A 15,496-nucleotide genomic window follows, 5' to 3' on the forward strand; every position below is an offset into this window, starting at 1 on the left:
GGCGCGATTGTAATGTCGGAAGTCTGCTCGACGTGCGGGCTGCCTGAGGAGCTCTGCGTCTGTGAGGACGTCGCTAAGGAGTCCCAGGAGATTAACATCCGCATCGACGAGCGCCGTTACGGGAAGGAGGTAACGATCATCGAGGGATTCGACCCGAAAGACGTCGACATGGACTCGCTGTCCTCAGACCTCAAGTCGAAGTTCGCCTGCGGTGGCACTGTCGAGGACGGACAGATAGAGCTCCAGGGCAATCACACGGGCCGCGTCGAGGATTTCCTCCGCGACAAAGGTTTCAACGTCGCCTGAACTCCTGACTGCCAACGGTTCTCGTGAGAGCGCCGTGGCAAGCTGCTGCTGTGACCTACTCCCTGGTTTTCAGCTGTGATCGCCCGCAGTGAACTATATCCAGCCGCTTTTGTGCCGTCGTGAGAACTTCTGAGTACAACCAGGAGCAGCGGCTATCGATGCGTGATACCAACACTCACGATCGGCGGTCAACTATTTCAACCATGGGACGGTAACTGTTCGCAATGTTCGTTGTACCCCGGCGGGTGGTGGCCGTCGGACTCGTGGTCCTTCTCCTCGGTGGGGGAATCGCGTCGCTCCCGGTGGCGGCGACTACTGACCACGGGGCGGTGACTGACGGCGACGGACTGGCGGCAGGGGTCGGCGAGAACTGCACATACAGAAGTGATACAGCGCCAAATCGGAGGGGGGCGACGGTCGAGACAGTGCAGTCGTCGACAGGCACTGCCGAGGCGAATAGCTCAGTAATCCGAACGAGAAGCGCCGATACACATCGACGACAGCCACGGGAACAAGGCGGGGACATAGCTACGACAGCGGCCGGCATGGAGACGGGGACAGCCATATCGGGTACAGCACAGACCAGCGATGGTGACGTAATTCAGCAGACACAGACTTACGCGCGCGTACCGGAACAGCCGGGCGAAGTCGCGGTGACTCTGACCTACGAGGTGCCAGACCGGGTTGTCGACCTCGAAACGCACGTCCCGGCGGCGGCGACGGTGACCGAAACGGACGGGTTCGAGCGCGTCAACGAGTCCGTGTACGAGTGGGAAGAGCCGACGGATACAGCGACGATCAGCTACCACATCAACCCGAATCGGACCATCGAAAAGAGCGGTCCGGAGGGTGCCGAGGGACGGTATCTCAGCGTCGATACGGGCGAGTGGGCGCTGCTCACACGCTCACAGACGCCGACGCGCTGGCGCTACACCGGCCGTGACCCCGTCAGGTACAACCGGACACTCCGGACGGCGGGGCCTGGTGCGGCGGGCGAGGAAATCGTGTACCTCGGCGAGGTCGCGACCTTCGAGGAGACGGCGCACAACCAGACGTTCACGCTGGCTGTGCCAGAGCGTGCGACGATGACGGCCTCACCGATTTCGGTGCTGGACTCGATGGCGAACGCGTCGAACGCGCTCCGGGTCGGTGACCGTGACGAGCAGGTGTTCGTCGTCGCCGCGCCATCCGGGGCCGTCAGCTGGGGGGTCGAGGGATATCAGATCGGTGACGCAGATATGTGGGTCCAGTCCCGGCAGTCGCTGGATGTCGCGAACAACGTCTGGCTCCACGAGTACGTCCACAGCCGGCAGGCCTACGAGACGACGGGGAAGACACGGTGGACGGTCGAAGGCTGGGCGACGTACTACGCCGCTGTCCTGACGCTGGAACAGAACCGGATCGGGTTCGACGAGTTTCAGGCACAGCTCGCGGCGGGCGGGCGTCCGGTCTACAGTGACGTGAGATTGACCGATAGGACAAGCTGGACGAACGACGCGAACTACTGGAAAGGGGCGCTCGTCGCCGGACGAACCGATGTCCACATCCGTTCGGCGACTGGCCGTAACCAGACACTCCAGCGCGTGTTTCAGTCGCTGAACGGCTACCGTGACCCCGTCACGCAGTCGCAGCTCCTCGCTGAGATCGAGTCCGCTAGTGACCCGAGCGTCCGGGACGCGACCGCGACGGAGACCGAGACGGCAGCGGCCGTGACGATGTGGAACGTGACGACACATCGGCGGTTGTTCGGTTCGATTCCCGCCCGTATTGGCTACAGCCTCCCGCCGGTCGACAGGGCGGACGCCTACCGCGCAGATAGTCTCTACCGGTCGGACACACCGGTCGGCGGTAGCGAACCGATCCGGCTGTCGACAAACGAGACGCTCGCGGTCGATGCCGTCGTCGAGAACGCTGGCGGCGAGGCAGGGGCGTACAACGTGTCGCTCGCGGTCAACGAGACTGTCGTCGACGCGAAACAGGGCCAGATCGAGCCGGGAGTACGGACCGAGGTTGAAGTGACACACACGTTTGCTGCCCCCGGCCGATACGTGGTCAGCGTCGACGGTGACACCGTCACTGTCGTGGTGACGGAGCCGGCGGTAGCCAGCGTGACCGACGTCACCGCGAGTCCCCGCGAAGTCAAGCAGGGGGACAGGGTCGACGTGACTGCGACTGTCGCCAACGACAACGATATTCCGGGGACAGCAACGGTCGAGTTCCGCCGCAACGATGTCGTGTTCGCCGAACAGCGGCTGTATCTCTCGCCACAGGTAACGACAACAGTCACGCGGACAGTCACCCTCGATGAACGCGGAACAGTGTCGCTGTCGGTGGGTGACGGACGAACGACGACGACGGTCGACGTGGTCGTCTCAACGGAGACGGCGGCACCGCCGTCAACTCCGAGCCCGACGGAGATGCCCACAGACAAACGGACGACAGCGGGAGAGGGCGACGGCTTTACCGCGATTATCGCCGGTCTCGCGGTGTTGCTTGCAGCTCTGATTGCCCGCCAGCGTCGTTCCTGACACGAGCCCGAAGGGAACAGTTATTGCGGTCGGCCAGTCGTTGTCAACCGTGAACGTCGGAATCGCGTATGCCGTCCTGTCGGCGCTGGTGTTTGGGGTGTACCTGTTCGTGATGAAGCGGTGGTTCACCGACTACCCGTCGCCGGTGTTTCTGTTGCTTACCTACAGCCTGGTCCCCGTCGTCTACCTCCCGATCGTCTTCGCCAGCAACGAGCCGTTCCTCCCGGCGGGCAGCCGCATCAACGCCCTCTCGTCAATACTCGCTGTGACGGCGGTGACGGCAGTGGGGCTGCTCACCCTCTTTCGAGCGATCCGCGTCGGCGAAGTCTCCTACGTGTCGCCGATCAGCAAAATCGTCCCCGTGTTCGTATTGCCGCTTGAAGTCGGTTTGCTGGGCCAGCACCTCTCTGCGCTGCAGGTCGGCGGCGTCGTCGTCGCGACTGCCGCCGTCTACGTCGCAAACTGGCAGGGGACAGCGTTACTGGCCCCGCTCAAGCGGGCCCGGAAGTCCCGGCCCGCACAACTGGCGCTGCTGTCGGCTGCGGCGTTCGCGCTCGTTGATGTAAGCAAGCGGGTGCTGATGCAGGAACTGGCCATCGAACCGACGACGTACATCCCGGTGATGGCCGTCGGCATCGCCGTCTTGATGACGCCGCTCGCGTTCCGGTATCAGGTCCCGTCGGGATGGCGGGGGGATCTCCCGAAGTTCGTCGTCGCAGCGATGTTCGTCGCCTACGCAAACCACATCGTGTTGCTGTCCTTCCAGTTGCTCCCGGCGAGTATCGTGTCACCAATCGTCAACGGGCAGGCTATCGTCGCCGTCATTCTGGGTGCGATTGTACTCGACGAGGCGCAGTTCCGAGCACGGCTGGCCGCTGCGGGGCTCGCTATCGTCGGTATCGCGATGATATCGGTCGGATAGAAAAGTCAGGCCGACTTTCGTTCCGACGCGCAGCCAACCTGTACCGCATAGCTCGATTGAAGCCACGCGGTCGGGTTCTCGGTGTCGTAGACGACGACGTCGCCGCCGCCAGTGGTGAAGCTGCCGTACTGCTCGTCGGAGTCGGTAGTATCGCGCGACGCTGGTTCCATTGTGGTACAAGGGCACATCCGACACAGCGCTACATAAGTGTTTCTCGGATGTGGTATGAAGTATTATTAGCATACTAGGATTTTGCTGAACAACAGAGTCCTACTGAGAGACCAGCACCGATATGTGGCCGCCGGCAAAGGCATCTGATATGACACGAGCGGACGCCCCAGTGACACTGCCAGTCGTGCTGACTGTCGCCGGCAGCGACTCCGGTGGTGGGGCCGGTATCCAGGCTGACCTCAAGACTATCGAGGCCTGTGGCGGCTTCGGGACCAGCGCGATCACGAGTGTGACGGCACAGAACACCACGGGCGTACAGGGCCAGCATCTGCTCCCGATTGAGGAGATCGAGGCTCAGATCGAGGCGGTGACGGGTGATTTCGACGTGGCCGCAGTCAAGACGGGAATGCTTGCGACGAGCGAGGTCATCGACCTAGTCGTGGACCACGCCGCCGACCTGCCGAACCTCGTCGTCGACCCAGTAATGGTGGCAGCCTCGGGCGACCGGCTGCTGGCCGCCGAGGCCGAAGACGCCTACGAATCGCTCATCGCCGAGGCGACGGTCGTCACACCGAACGCCGACGAGGCCGCCGTCCTGACCGGGCGCGATGTCGACGACGCCGCGGCCGCGGAACAGGCTGGCCGCGACCTCGTCGAGATGGGGGCCGACAGCGCGCTCGTAAAGGGGGGCCACGTCCCGGGTGACGCCGTCGTCGATACGCTCGTGACCGAAGACGGGGTGACGACGTTCCGCCACGACCGCATCGACACCGAAGCCACTCACGGCTCTGGCTGTACGCTCTCTTCGGCCATCGCGACACAGTTAGCCCACGGCGACGACCTGCCGACGGCAGTCGGAAGCAGTGTCGACCTGCTTGCGAGCGCAGTTCGATATAACGTCGACATCGGAGAAGGTCCCGGTGCGGTCCACCACCTCGTCCAGGCGCGTAACGACGCCGCACACCATCCGACGAGCGAGGCCGTCGAGCGAGTTGTGTCGGCGCTCGTCGAGGCGGACGTGTCCGGGCTGGTTCCCGAGCGAGGGATGACCGTCGCCGGCGCGACCCCCTACGCAGAGACACCCGACGCGGTCGCCGCCGTTGAGGGCCGCATCGCCCGCACGATGGACGGCGTCCGACCGAACCGCGGCGTCCGCTTCGGCGCGTCCACAACGGTGGCTCGCGCCCTGCTGACCGCCCGTGAACACGACCCGTCGCTCCGGTTCGCCATCGACTGTCGGCTGACCGACGCCGTCGAGGACGCGCTGGCGTCGCTAGACGGCACGAGTGCCTCGTACGACCCCGGCGAGCGACCGGACGGGGTCGCCGCCGACGCCACGGCCCAATGGGGCGTCGACCGGGCATTCGGAGCCAGCGACGACCCGCCCGTCGCCGTCGTCGGCCGTGAGGGGCTGGGTACCGACGAGCACGCGATGCTGTTCGGGGCGACCGTCGATGCCATCGTCTCGCGCGTCAAGACGGTCCACGAGGCCGTCGACGACGGGGCGTAACGGAACCGGGCGGAGCAGAGCGGTCGTGCGCTGATCTGACACAGACGGTGGCCGCGTTTAACCCCGAGCGACGCATATCAGAACGTATGAGTGAGACACAGTCGAGCGAGCGGATTACGGTCTTCTCGGACTACGTCTGCCCGTTCTGTTATCTCGGACGCGAGTCGCTCAGGCAGTACCAGTCGACGCGCGAGGAGGAACTGGAGATCGACTGGCACCCCTTTGACCTCCGAAGTGGGAAGCGTAACCCCGACGGCTCCATCGACCACTCCGTCGACGACGGCAAGGACGAGGACTACTACGAGCAGGCAAAGCAGGGCGTGCGACGGCTCCAGGAGAAGTACGGCGTGGAGATGGACTTAGACATCGCCACCGACATCGACTCCCTGCCCGCCCAGATTGCCTCCTACTACGTCAAAGAGCACTACGACTACGAGACGTGGCTGACCTTCGACGTGGCCGTTTTCGAGGCGCTGTGGCAGGACGGCCAGGATATCGGCGACGAGGACCTGCTGGTCGACCTGGCCGAGGACGCGGGCGTCGATGGCGGCGAAATCCGCTCGGCGCTCGCGGACGACGCGCTCCGCTCAGCGGTCCGGGAGAAGTTTACCGCGGCACAGCGCCAGGGCATCACCGGCGTCCCGACGTTCGCCCACGATGGCCACGCCGCCCGCGGTGCGGTTCCGCCAGAGCAGCTAGAGCGGCTTGTCGAAGGCACCTGAGCGGGCGCTGTCGGGCGCTCAGGCGACGCGGTTCCGGAGTGATTCGCCGCGTGTGGCCCGTTCGACGTTTTCCTGAACAAGCGCCGCGATGTCCTCGTGATACCGGTTCGTGGACGCGGCGACGTGTGGCGTCACGATAGCCGACTCGTGGTCCCAGAGCGGGTGGGTTTCCGGCAGCGGTTCCTCCCAGTGGGCGTCGAGGGCCGCCCCCGCAATCGCCCCCGCATCGAGCGCGGCCAGCAGCGCGTCCTCGACGACGACCGGCCCCCGGGCGACGTTGACGAGGTAGCCGTCGTCCCGCATCGTTTCGAGGAGGGCGGCGTCGACCATCCCCTCGGTCGCCTCGGTGAGCGGACAGCACAGCACGACGAAGCGAGCGTCGCCGACGGCGGCGGCCAGTTCGTCGGGCGTGTACACGCGCTCGACATTCTCTGTGGGGTCGCCCGAGCGCCGGACGCCGACGACATCCATGCCGAGCGCGGCGGCCCGGTCGGCGACGCCCTGGCCGATGGTCCCTAGGCCGACCACGCACACCCGCTCGCCGGTCAGCGTGAACGGCGCTTCGTACGGCTCGTGGGTCCAGTCGGCGTCGCCCTGTCGGTCCCGATAGACGTGGAGCCGGCGGGCAAACGCCGTCAGATAGCCGACGACAGTCTCCGGGACGGTGTCGCCGTGAATGCCGGTGCTGTTCGTCAGCGCCGTCCCGGCGGTCTCGTAGGCGGCCACGTCGAACTCGTCGTAGCCCGCGCGGATGCCGTGGACCCAGGCGGCGTCCAGAAACACGTCTCGGGGGGAGAACGTGACGACGCAATCACCGGCGTCGAATGAGGCGTCGTCGCCGACAGCCTCGACGGGAACGTCGGACCCCTGTAACGCGGCGACCATCGCCTCCAGCGGACAGGCCTTCGCGACCGACTCGTGGACGGCGATTCTGTCGATATCCATACCCGTCCCTGCGGCGGGGACGGTATAGTCCTTTTCCGGAACGCGCCGGACCGCTCAGTCCCGGCGGCTGTCGAGCGCGTCAACGCGCATCTCGACGTAGCGGCGGGACCACCGCTTCGAGAAGCGGTGCAGGGCTCCGAAGAGTCCGCCGTCTACGGCGTCGCTGGCGTCTTCGTCGTAACTCGACCGGCCGCCCGACTCCATCGGTCCCTGTGGAAAACTCATGACGCTAGATGTTACCACGGCCTGTGAAATAAATATTAGGGATATTAGGGAGCCGGCGGAGCCATGCGTTTTTGCCGTCTTCGACGGTTTTTACAACGATTTTTGAAACAAGTACAGACAACAAGGGCTTTAACCGATAGTTCACAATGCTGGCTTCACGCGTCAATGACAACGTCGTCACCGTCTAGTCGACTCCAGAAGGGGTTTCTCAAGTACCAGCATGTCTTCGTCTTCCTGGCACCGCTGTTGTTCGTCGTCGGCGTGTACACCGCCGCGCCGACGCCCGCGGACGCGGGAAGCGGCTACTGGTTCGAGTACTGGTGGCTCTGTATCGCCTTCGTCACCGGTGCGACCATCGTCAACACGGTCGGTATCAGCGGGTCGGCGCTGTTCGTCCCGTTTCTCATCTTCGTCTTCCCGGTGCTCGCCGGGGAGACGCTGACCCCGGAGACGCTGGTGAAAGTCGGCCTCATCAGCGAGTCGTTCGGCCTCTCCAGTTCGGCGCTGGCGTTCATCCAGTACGGGCTCGTCGACCGACGACTCGCACTGAGCCTCGTCCTCGGGAGCGTGCCCTTCGTCGTCGCCGGGGCGCTGCTCTCGTTTGTCATCCCCGAACCGCTGTTTCACGCGCTGCTCGGCATCGCCCTGCTGGCGGCCTCGTACCTGCTTTTCAAGGCCGACCTCGGCCACGAAGAGCCGGGCGAGGCGGGCGACAGCGACCCCGACGTGTCGGCCGACGGCGGCGACAAGACCCTGCCCGACGACGCCAACAAGCTCGGGCCGGCTGGCGTCGAGACGGCTGACGACGGGGCGGTTACGCGCGTCGACCGCGACGGCAACGACTACGGCTACACGCGCGGCGGCTACCTTGAGCGGTTCGCCAACTACAGCATCGGCGGCGTCTTCCAGGGCCTGGCCGGCTTCGGCGTCGGCGAACTGGGCATCATCTCGATGCTCCGAACGGATGTCCCCGTCCGGGTCGCCATCGGTACGAACCACATCGTTGTGGCACTGACAGCGGTTCTGGCCTCGGTGGTCCACGTCTTCGGCGGCGGCCTCGTTCCGGGCGCTCACTCTATCGACCTCGCGTCGACGCCGTGGAACATGGTCGTCTGGACCGTGCCCGCGACAGTCACCGGCGGCCAGATTGCACCGTACGTCTCGACCGCACTGGACACCGGGACCATCAAGAAGTTCGTCGGCGGGCTGTTCGCAGTCATCGCCGCCGCGCTGTTCCTGATGGCGACGGGTGGTGTCTGAGACGATGTACGACACGGTTCTCCTCCCGACCGACGGCAGCGACGGTATCGGTGCGGCGGCGCGCCACGCCGGCACGATTGCGGGCCGGTTCGACGCGACGGTCCACGTGCTCTCTGTCGTCGACACCCGGAACCGGTTCGAGAGCCCGTCGAGCGGCCTCTCGGCCGACGCCTGGCTCGACGCTGAGCGCGAGCGCGCCGCGGAGGCCATCGAGGCGACCGTCGCTGAGTTGCCGGACGACGTGTCGGTCGAAACCACACAGCGAGAGGGCGTCCCGAAAAGCGAAATCGTCGACGCGGTCACGGAACTCCCGGCAGACCTCGTCGTGATGGGGACCCACGGCCGGACCGGGCTGGACCACTATCTCATCGGAAGCGTCGCGGAGACGGTCGTTCGGGAGTCGCCGGTGCCGGTGCTGACCGTACAGTTGTCCGAGGAGTGACCACGGCGACCCCGCGACCGCATCAGCCGTCGACCGGGCCTGTCCGGAACGGCTCGGTCGCTCGGTGATACGCTGACAGCGCGAGCGCATGGAACGCGACGAGGACGGCGACACCGACGACGATGACTGCGACCTGTAGCGGCGTCGAGAGCAGCCCTAAGGAGACGATGAGCGTCGTCGCACAGGCCGGCGCGTGGACGGTGTCGGTCGCAATCATCCCCCAGCTGGTCACGACGAGCGAGAGCGTCGCGCTCGCGACGAGGCGGAGCCCGGCCGTGGAAAACGCGGTCGGGTCCGCGACGAGTGAGACACCGCCGGCGAGCAGGCTGTACGCGGCCAGCCCCGCGAGGCCGCCGATGAGGTGGCTCGCGACAACGCTGACCAGCCCTGTCCGGTCACCGTCCCGGTGGAAGGCGAGGACGAACGCCGAGGGGCCGAGGCTCGGGAAGATAAACGGTTGCCCGCTTGCCCACGCAAGCGTTCCGAGGACGACGAACAGCACGCCGGCGTACAGGCTCGTGCCGACTCGATGCCGTCGCATTGCTCCCGATAGGAAACTGGACGGACAAGACAGTCACGGTCCGGCAAATCGGCGCTGGAATCCTGAGTGGAGACGGCACGGCCAGCCGTTCCAGTCAGAGCGCCGTCGTCGTCGTGTCGTCCTCGCTCGGAGCCGACGGCGGCATCCCGGTACTCTCGCGTAGTTGCTCGAACGCGACTGCGACAACTGCGGTGCCGTACAGCGACGCCAGAGGTTGGATGACAATGGTCGGAAGCTGCGAAGTCGGCCCCGAAAGCGCCAGCGCGCCGACGAATCCGATGACACCACCGACGAGCGCCGCGGCGGTACCGACAATCAACAGCAGTCCGAACAGCGCCAGCCGGTTGCCCTCGGTGAGCCGATAGCTCTCTTTGAGCGCCGCGACGAAGTTCCGGTCGTCGACGATGACGTACGGCATCATGAAGATGAACGCGACGTAAGCGAAGATACCGGGGATGAGGAGCAGGACCGACCCGATGAACACCAGCAGGCTGTAGACGATTCCGCCGACAAACACGTTCACCATCGCCAGCGGTACGTTCCGTGTGAGCGCTCCCGTTGGGAAACTGTCACGCGCTCCGGCAGCGAACGTCCGGAAGGACACGATGGTGAGATACAGTGAGACTACGGAGCCGATAGCGATACCGGCACCCGCGACGGAAAGCGGGATGTCGAGGGTGAGCGGTAGGGCTGCAGCGATTTCGCCGTATCCCATTCTGGCGTAAGTCGTCGCCAAGATTGTGTTGAACAGCGTTTGAAAACCGATCATCAGGGCGAAAAACGCTGCAAGTAGTATCGCACCGGTACGACTGAACAGCCGATACCCCGCCTCTTCGAGGACGGAGCCGATTTGGAGGGCCATCAACGGAGCGCTTCGACAAGCAATGGCAAAAGTGTTGCCTCAGTGTGACACTGCCACTCAGTTCACGCGCCCGGTTCCGACTCACTCTCGACGAACTCGATAAGCTCCTCTGCCGGGACGAACCCGTCGGCGCGGCGGTCGAGAAGCGCCCCGTCGACAAATAGCAGGAGCGTCGGGACGCTCCGGACGTCGAATGCGTCGACGGCATCGAGGTCGCGTTTGGGATTGAACACGACCACCGTGGCATCAGTCGCCTTCGCTGCGATGTCGAGTATCGGCTCCATCGACTTGCAGATTGTACAGCCGCTTGTCCGGACCATCGCCAGTACGCGGTCAGTCGTCGCCAGCACGTCGTCGAGTTCGTCCCGCGTTTCGACCGTCCGAACGCCGTGTTCCGTTGTCGTGTCCATACGGCTAGTACGTGCCACAGCGCGAAGAACCCCGCGACAGGCCACAGCCGCGGTTGCTGTGCGTGGCCGTCAGTCCTCGATCTCCCGCACGACCGATGCTGGGTTCCCCTGAACGACGACCCCGGCCGGAACATCGTCGGTGACGACTGCACCAGAACCGATGACCGCGTCGTCACCGATTGTGACGCCCGGGTTGATGACCGCCTGCCCGCCGACCCAGACGTTATCGCCGATAGACACCGGCTTCCCGTACTCGACGCCGCTACGACGTTCATCCGGGTCGAGCGGATGCGTTGCGGTGTAGATGTGGACGCCCGGCCCGAGCAGGCAACCGTCGCCGATATCCACCCGGCAGACGTCCAGCACGACGCAGTCGAAGTTCGCGTAGAAGCCCTCGCCGACGTGGATATGCTCGCCGTAATCACACCGGAACGGCGGTTCGACGTGACAGTCCGGGCCGACCGAGCCGAACAAATCCTCGATGAGCGCCTGTCTGGTGTCGGTCTCCGACGGGTCGGTCCGGTTGTACTCCCGAGTGAGCGCGTTCGCACGCTCGCGGGCAGCGACGAGTTCCGGGTCGCTCGCGTCGTAGCGTTCGCCCGCGAGCATCTTCTCCTTTTCAGAGGGCATCCCGACTGACCTCCGGAGCGGTACCGCGACGCCGCTGTGCAATCATGTCCGACAGTTGACTGGCCCGACCAAGAGGCGTTTCGGTTGACCGTTGGGAGTCAGTGCGGGGACTCGTCCCCGGAACGGATTTATAATCGACCGTCGCCTACCATGATTCGTGAACCGCACGGCAGCGCTCGACGCAGTCGTCTTCGGTGTCGACATCCAGAGCGGCGACGTACGCGGCGACGCGCCGTCGTACGCGCTGGTGGTCTTCGACGGGGAATCAGTCGAGCGGGACGTGGTCTCGCGGCGGAAGCTCCGCCGGCGCATCGAGGACGAAGAGCCGGCTATCGTCGCGACGGACAACATGTACGAGCTCGCCGAGGACAAGGACGCCCTGATCCACGTCCTGGGCTCGCTCCCGGACGAGACGAAACTGGTGCAGGTGACCGGCGACGAGCGGCCCGAACCGCTGTCGCGGGTCGCCAAGCGCCACGGCGTCCCCTACGGCAAGGACCCGATGGAGGAAGCCGAGGCCGCGGCACGGCTGGCCGCCGCGAACGTCGGCCAGGAGGTGTCCGCCTTCACCGACACGACGGAGGTGAAGGTCTCGCGGGGCCGCTCGACCGGAAAAGGGGGATGGTCAGAAGACCGCTACACGCGACGCATCCACGGCGCGGTCCGGAAGCGGGCGCGTGAGATCGAGTCCGAACTCGACGCTGCCGGTCTGGAGTACGAACGGGACGTGACCGAGAAGTACGGCGGCTTCGCAAACGCCGTGTTTCAGGTCTCGGCCCGCCCACAGGATATCCCGGTGTCGAGAGCCCGGTCGGGCGATACGCGCGTCGAAATCGAGCGTCAGCGGCGGGACGGCATCGAGTTCAGGCCGCTTGCGAAACGGCGCGACCACGTCGTCGTCGGCGTCGACCCCGGAACGACGACGGCCGTTGCCATCGTCTCCCTTGACGGCACTGTACTGGATGTATACTCCTCACGCACCGACGACGCCGCCGCGACGACGGAGTGGATTATCGAACGCGGACGGCCCGTCGTCGTCGCCGCCGACGTGACGCCGATGCCGGAAACCGTCGAGAAGCTCCGCCGCTCCTTTAGTGCCGCTGGCTGGGAACCCGATACGGACCTTCCGGTCGACGAGAAGAAGCACCGGACCCGGGAGGAGGCCTACGACAACGACCACGAACGCGACGCGATGGCCGCCGCGCTCTACGCGTTCGACCACCACGCCGACCAGTTCGAGCGCGTCGCAGGCAAGGTCCCGCCGCAGTACGATGTGGGACCGGTCGTCGACCGCGTCGTCGCCGGCGAGGAGAGTGTCGAGACGGTGCTGCGGGACCTCGAAGACGACGACGGCGAGGACGAGGACACCACGGCGCACGAACCGCGGGAACTCACCGACGACGAGAAGGAGATCAAGCGGCTGAACGCCCGCATCGAGCGGCTCGAATCACACGTCGACGACCTCAAAGAGACGATCAAGCGCAAGGACGACCAGCTCTCCGAGAAGGACAAACAACTGGAGAAAGCCCGCAGCGAAGGCCGACGCGAGGTCCGGAAGGACCGCGAGGTGACGCGGCTCCAGCGGCGCAACGAAGCCCTCGAACGGAAGGTCGAGGAGGAACAGGAGAAGCGGGAGACGCTGGCCGACAAGCTCGACCGACTGAAGGCGCTGTGGAAGCTCGACCACTCGAACTTCGCCGACGTATCGGAGAAGCAGGAGGGACTGACCCCGGTCAAGGTGGTCGAACAGTTCACGAGAGATGCCATCGCCGACGCCGACGAGCGATTTGGCCTCGTTGAGGACGACATCGTCATGTTTCGGGATGCCTCGGGCGCGGGCCGGTCGACGGCCCAGCAACTGGCGGATATCGACCCGAAAATCGTGCTCCGGAACGGGAACCTCTCTGACATCGCCGATCAGGTGCTGTTCGACAACGATATTCCCGTCGCACCGGCAGAGCTAGTCACCGTGCAGGAAGTCGACGAACTGGCCGTCGCCCGCGAAGGCGAGGTCGAGGCGGCAATCGAGGACTGGGAAGAGCGGGCCGCCGAGCGACGGAAGGAGCAGAACGCGGAGATGGTCGACCAGATCATCAGCGAACACCGGGCTGACCGGCCGACGAGCGAGAACTAAACGCTGTGCTAGGACCCGGCAGGCAGTAACGGGGCAGCCCTGCTACCGGGGTGCTGCTCCGATAGTGCGAATCTGTACTGAGTAGTTATGTTCTTCGGGTGCGTCTCTCTCGCATGGAAGACCAGTGTCGTGTTCTGGCGGCCGCGGTCGAGACGCTCGACGACGTCTTCTACGTCTACGACGCAGACGGCAAACTTGCGTACTGGAACGGTCGGCTGAACGAACTGTTCGACCTGACCGATAGCGAACTGTCAGGCACAGCGCCGACCGAGTTCTTCGTCGCGGACGACCGGGCAGCCGTTGAAGCAGCCATCGAGGAGGTGTTTGAATCAGGTCAAACGAGCGTCGAAGCGCGGGCGGAGACGACAGAAGGGGTAGTGACGTTCGAACTCAGCGGTCGGCTTCTTACGGGGGACGACGGCACAGTGCAGGGGTTCAGCGGTGTCGGTCGGGACATCACGGACCGACGCGAACGGGAGTGGCACCTCCAGCGACAGAACGAGCGGCTCACGGAGTTCGCCGACCTCCTGGCACACGACCTCCGGACGCCGCTTGCCGTCACCAGCGGCCACCTCGAACTCGCTGCCGAGGAGCTGTCACCCGAGCGTATCGACGCCGCTAGAGACGGGTTGGGGCGGTTAGAAGCGATTATTGACGATATGCGGACGGCGACCAGAGAGGGCGCGCTGGCAACCGACGAGCAGGCGGTCGATATCGCCGACGTGGCGACGACGGCGTGGAACCACGTCGAAACCGGCAGTGCAGTGCTGGAACCGCCGCCGCCGATACCGGTCGAGGCTGACCCGAAGCGACTGCTTCGGTTGTTCGAGAATGTCTTCATCAACGCCGTCACACACGGTCCGGAACTCGACGAACACGTATCTGACGAGGAGCGCAAAGCCGGCACTACCGACATCACAGTTCGTCTCGTACTGACGGCCGACGGCTTCGCTGTCGAGGATGACGGCCGGGGAATCGACCCGGACGACCGGGAGTGGGTGTTCGAACCGGGCGCGTCACAGGCGGCTGACGGCACTGGGTTCGGCCTCTACATCGTCAGGACAATCGCCGAAGCCCACGGCTGGACAGTGCGTGCCACGGCAGCAGAACACGGCGGTGCACGGTTCGAGTTCGATGTCGGTGCAGACACCGCCTGTTAGTTGCGTCCGCCTCAGGGCATGCCGTCGCCGCCCATACCGCCACCGCCCATGCCGCCGCCACCCATACCGCCCATGCCGCCGAGTCCGAACGCGCCGAGCAGGCTCGTGACGAGTCCGTAGACGACCAGCCCGAGGCCGCCAACGACCAGAGCGATACCGACGGCGACGATGGGAGCCTTCCACGCGACCAGACCGATGCCGGCGAGCAACACGACGATGCCGCCGATACCAACCGCACCGAGTTTATCGAGCATACCCGTGTAGGCCAAGCGGGCGGACAAAAGCCCGTCGGTCAGTACTCGAACTCGGTGTCGACGTTCTGTGCCGCCGCGACCATCTCGGCGATGGTGTCCTGCCGGCGAAGCAGTCGCATCGTGTCACCCTCGACGTCGAACGTGCCGTCCATCGCGGCGGCGGAGATATCCAGATCGCCCTGCAGCATCGTGACCCACTCGCTGTAGGGGCCACGGAACGCGAAGTCGTACTCGGGATCCGCGACCGTCCCAGCGGCGGTACAGACGCCGTCCTCGATGGCGACGGAGAACTGTATCGGCTCACCAGTGTAGGCGTCGTCGGCACGGATTTCGAAACAGAACGCGGCGGTGAAGCCGTCGGCGCTGTCAGCGAACGCGGCCCGCTCGTTGATCCGGTCGCGCCACGCAGCGGCCCAGTCATCGGCTTCAGTCGGCAGCGTCACAGTCATTGGCAGGCGGTATGCAAGGGGGGCT

General features: G+C 65.1%; 18 protein-coding genes. 9 read left to right on the forward strand and 9 right to left on the reverse strand.

All coding sequences use genetic code 11. The features are described from left to right. The first annotated feature begins 12 nt into the window (after positions 1-12). The 3 genes from yciH to DVK01_RS04990 all read left to right on the forward strand — a co-directional run bounded on the left by yciH (position 13) and on the right by DVK01_RS04990 (position 3,756). Positions 13-306 (forward strand): stress response translation initiation inhibitor YciH, encoded by a 294-nt coding sequence (gene yciH, locus DVK01_RS04980; RefSeq protein WP_004516073.1) that lies wholly within the window; start codon positions 13-15, stop codon positions 304-306. Between the two features lie 224 nt (positions 307-530). Then, entirely contained in the window at positions 531-2,834 is a 2,304-nt protein-coding gene (locus tag DVK01_RS04985) for a peptidase (RefSeq protein WP_121535681.1), read from the forward strand. Between the two features lie 40 nt (positions 2,835-2,874). After that, the gene (locus DVK01_RS04990; RefSeq protein WP_101351488.1) at positions 2,875-3,756 is read left to right on the forward strand and encodes a DMT family transporter; all 882 of its coding nucleotides are present in this window, start codon (positions 2,875-2,877) and stop codon (positions 3,754-3,756) included. Between the two features lie 5 nt (positions 3,757-3,761). Here DVK01_RS04990 and DVK01_RS22095 read toward each other — a convergent pair whose 3' ends face one another. Beyond that, positions 3,762-3,926 (reverse strand): hypothetical protein, encoded by a 165-nt coding sequence (locus tag DVK01_RS22095; RefSeq protein ID WP_170082748.1) that lies wholly within the window; start codon positions 3,924-3,926, stop codon positions 3,762-3,764. A gap of 122 nt (positions 3,927-4,048) precedes the next feature. On the opposite strand from DVK01_RS22095, the gene thiD reads away from it, so the two are divergent. Both thiD and DVK01_RS05000 read left to right on the forward strand, forming a co-directional pair. Beyond that, positions 4,049-5,437, forward strand: a complete 1,389-nt coding sequence (thiD, locus tag DVK01_RS04995) for a bifunctional hydroxymethylpyrimidine kinase/phosphomethylpyrimidine kinase (protein WP_121535684.1) — start codon at positions 4,049-4,051, stop codon at positions 5,435-5,437. A gap of 86 nt (positions 5,438-5,523) precedes the next feature. Further along, on the forward strand, positions 5,524-6,159 hold the full coding sequence (locus DVK01_RS05000) for a DsbA family protein (protein WP_121535687.1): 636 nt from the start codon (positions 5,524-5,526) through the stop codon (positions 6,157-6,159). 18 nt (positions 6,160-6,177) lie between these two features. Here the strand turns inward: DVK01_RS05000 and ddh are convergent, their stop codons facing one another. Both ddh and DVK01_RS21805 read right to left on the reverse strand, forming a co-directional pair. Continuing rightward, positions 6,178-7,104 carry a D-2-hydroxyacid dehydrogenase gene (ddh, locus tag DVK01_RS05005; RefSeq protein ID WP_121535690.1) on the reverse strand — a complete coding sequence of 309 codons (927 nt, stop codon included), beginning with the start codon at positions 7,102-7,104 and terminating at the stop codon, positions 6,178-6,180. A 54-nt stretch (positions 7,105-7,158) separates the two neighbouring features. Further along, entirely contained in the window at positions 7,159-7,329 is a 171-nt protein-coding gene (locus DVK01_RS21805) for a hypothetical protein (protein ID WP_157829441.1), read from the reverse strand. Between the two features lie 165 nt (positions 7,330-7,494). Here DVK01_RS21805 and DVK01_RS05010 point away from each other — a divergent pair, with 165 nt between their 5' ends. Then, a complete protein-coding gene (locus DVK01_RS05010; RefSeq protein ID WP_101351192.1) occupies positions 7,495-8,589 on the forward strand; it encodes a sulfite exporter TauE/SafE family protein in 1,095 nt (364 codons plus the stop codon). 4 nt (positions 8,590-8,593) lie between these two features. Continuing rightward, positions 8,594-9,031, forward strand: coding sequence for a universal stress protein (locus tag DVK01_RS05015; RefSeq protein WP_101351489.1), 438 nt, complete (start codon positions 8,594-8,596; stop codon positions 9,029-9,031). Between the two features lie 22 nt (positions 9,032-9,053). Here the strand turns inward: DVK01_RS05015 and DVK01_RS05020 are convergent, their stop codons facing one another. From DVK01_RS05020 to DVK01_RS05035, 4 genes are all read right to left on the reverse strand, one after another. After that, positions 9,054-9,572 (reverse strand): HPP family protein, encoded by a 519-nt coding sequence (locus tag DVK01_RS05020; RefSeq protein ID WP_101351193.1) that lies wholly within the window; start codon positions 9,570-9,572, stop codon positions 9,054-9,056. Between the two features lie 94 nt (positions 9,573-9,666). Next, complete coding sequence (locus tag DVK01_RS05025; protein WP_121511826.1) at positions 9,667-10,434, reverse strand: glycerophosphoryl diester phosphodiesterase membrane domain-containing protein; 768 nt, start codon at positions 10,432-10,434, stop codon at positions 9,667-9,669. A 62-nt stretch (positions 10,435-10,496) separates the two neighbouring features. After that, on the reverse strand, positions 10,497-10,844 hold the full coding sequence (locus DVK01_RS05030) for a thioredoxin family protein (RefSeq protein ID WP_101351195.1): 348 nt from the start codon (positions 10,842-10,844) through the stop codon (positions 10,497-10,499). A gap of 69 nt (positions 10,845-10,913) precedes the next feature. Beyond that, complete coding sequence (locus DVK01_RS05035; protein ID WP_121535693.1) at positions 10,914-11,474, reverse strand: sugar O-acetyltransferase; 561 nt, start codon at positions 11,472-11,474, stop codon at positions 10,914-10,916. 157 nt (positions 11,475-11,631) lie between these two features. On the opposite strand from DVK01_RS05035, the gene DVK01_RS05040 reads away from it, so the two are divergent. Together DVK01_RS05040 and DVK01_RS05045 are read left to right on the forward strand one after the other, a co-directional pair. Then, a complete protein-coding gene (locus DVK01_RS05040) occupies positions 11,632-13,608 on the forward strand; it encodes a DUF460 domain-containing protein (RefSeq protein WP_121535696.1) in 1,977 nt (658 codons plus the stop codon). 113 nt (positions 13,609-13,721) lie between these two features. Beyond that, entirely contained in the window at positions 13,722-14,768 is a 1,047-nt protein-coding gene (locus DVK01_RS05045; RefSeq protein ID WP_101351198.1) for a HAMP domain-containing sensor histidine kinase, read from the forward strand. An 11-nt stretch (positions 14,769-14,779) separates the two neighbouring features. On the opposite strand, the gene DVK01_RS05050 is transcribed toward DVK01_RS05045, so the two are convergent. Continuing rightward, positions 14,780-15,022, reverse strand: coding sequence for a hypothetical protein (locus tag DVK01_RS05050; protein ID WP_101351199.1), 243 nt, complete (start codon positions 15,020-15,022; stop codon positions 14,780-14,782). Positions 15,023-15,060: 38 nt separating this feature from the next. Further along, entirely contained in the window at positions 15,061-15,471 is a 411-nt protein-coding gene (locus tag DVK01_RS05055; protein ID WP_101351200.1) for an SCP2 sterol-binding domain-containing protein, read from the reverse strand. Between the last annotated feature and the right edge of the window lie 25 nt (positions 15,472-15,496).

This window comes from Haloarcula sp. Atlit-120R (assembly GCF_003665885.1).
Lineage (GTDB): Archaea > Halobacteriota > Halobacteria > Halobacteriales > Haloarculaceae > Haloarcula > Haloarcula taiwanensis.